The sequence below is a fragment of the Vibrio sp. 1457 genome (assembly GCF_033340195.1).
In the GTDB taxonomy this organism is placed as follows: domain Bacteria; phylum Pseudomonadota; class Gammaproteobacteria; order Enterobacterales; family Vibrionaceae; genus Vibrio; species Vibrio alginolyticus.
Genome location: NZ_JAWOWA010000066.1, coordinates 1 through 1,744 on the forward strand (window position 1 = coordinate 1; position 1,744 = coordinate 1,744).

Annotated in this window: 2 protein-coding genes; both read right to left on the reverse strand. The window is 50.1% G+C overall.

Annotated elements, in window-relative coordinates:
* Positions 1-273: 273 nt before the first annotated feature.
* A protein-coding gene (locus R7Z41_RS23700; protein ID WP_095033700.1) for an IS1-like element IS1B family transposase occupies positions 274-971 on the reverse strand; the annotation gives its coding sequence in 2 pieces (ribosomal slippage) (positions 274-722 and positions 722-971; 699 coding nt in all).
* Between the two features lie 308 nt (positions 972-1,279).
* The gene (locus R7Z41_RS23705; protein WP_318141611.1) at positions 1,280-1,516 is read right to left on the reverse strand and encodes a hypothetical protein; all 237 of its coding nucleotides are present in this window, start codon (positions 1,514-1,516) and stop codon (positions 1,280-1,282) included.
* Positions 1,517-1,744: the final 228 nt, after the last annotated feature.

The window sequence follows — 1,744 nt, forward strand, 5'->3', positions numbered from 1 at the left end:
TTACGAATGATGCCTCGCCGCAAATAAGTCGATCCCCTGACAAGGAAATGTGAACCATGGACATCAACGCGTCATAAATGTTTACGCAAGTGCACAATGCACCCTTTCCACTATCAACAAGGAGGAGCAGAAACTGTGTAAATCGTACAATGGTAAGACTTATCAAAAATACAGGTTAATTTTGGTATTTAAACCTTTTTTACTTGTTAGTATGATACAAAGGCTTTCAAAAAAGCTGGGAAATTCAACAACTCTTGGGGTAATGACTCCAACTTATTGATAGTGTTTTATGTTCAGATAATGCCCGATGACTTTGTCATGCAGCTCCACCGATTTTGAGAACGACAGCGACTTCCGTCCCAGCCGTGCCAGGTGCTGCCTCAGATTCAGGTTATGCCGCTCAATTCGCTGCGTATATCGCTTGCTGATTACGTGCAGCTTTCCCTTCAGGCGGGATTCATACAGCGGCCAGCCATCCGTCATCCATATCACCACGTCAAAGGGTGACAGCAGGCTCATAAGACGCCCCAGCGTCGCCATAGTGCGTTCACCGAATACGTGCGCAACAACCGTCTTCCGGAGCCTGTCATACGCGTAAAACAGCCAGCGCTGGCGCGATTTAGCCCCGACATAGCCCCACTGTTCGTCCATTTCCGCGCAGACGATGACGTCACTGCCCGGCTGTATGCGCGAGGTTACCGACTGCGGCCTGAGTTTTTTAAATGGCGGAAAATCGTGTTGAGGCCAACGCCCATAATGCGGGCGGTTGCCCGGCATCCAACGCCATTCATGGCCATATCAATGATTTTCTGGTGCGTACCGGGTTGAGAAGCGGTGTAAGTGAACTGCAGTTGCCATGTTTTACGGCAGTGAGAGCAGAGATAGCGCTGATGTCCGGCGGTGCTTTTGCCGTTACGCACCACCCCGTCAGTAGCTGAACAGGAGGGACAGCTGATAGAAACAGAAGCCACTGGAGCACCTCAAAAACACCATCATACACTAAATCAGTAAGTTGGCAGCATTACCCAATCGTAGTATCTGATGAAAATACAATAGAGAACCTAATACACTCGTGGTGGGTATATAAAAACCAAGAGGGAGCGTAGCGACCTTCGTTAAGCTCGTTTCTTATGTGTCTTACCCTGCAAAAGGTTTGGTTGTGTGGGTGTAGATGAAATCGTTGCGTTGACAGTTACATGTGACGAGATGTAGTCTCTGAAAACGAAAAAACCACCCTGGCAGGTGGTTTTTCGAAGGTTAGTTAATCCTGGCAGATTATCTAACCGTGGTAACAGTCTTGTGCGAGACATGTCACCAAATCCGTCCTTCCAGTGTAGCCGTAGTTAGGCCACCACTTCAAGAACTCTATAGCACCACCTACATTAACTCGCTCTGCTAATCCTGTTACCAGTGGCTGCTGCCAGTGGCGCTTTGTCGTGTCTTTCCGGGTTGGACTCAAGACGATAGTTACCGGATAAGGCGCAGCGGTCGGGCTGAACGGGGGGTTCGTGCACACAGCCCAGCTTGGAGCGAACGACCTACACCGAACTGAGATACCAACAGCGTGAGCTATGAGAAAGCGCCACGCTTCCCGAAGGGAGAAAGGCGGACAGGTATCCGGTAAGCGGCAGGGTCGGAACAGGAGAGCGCACGAGGGAGCCACCAGGGGGAAACGCCTGGTATCTTTATAGTCCTGTCGGGTTTCGCCACCACTGATTTGAGCGTCAGATTCTGTGATGCTTGT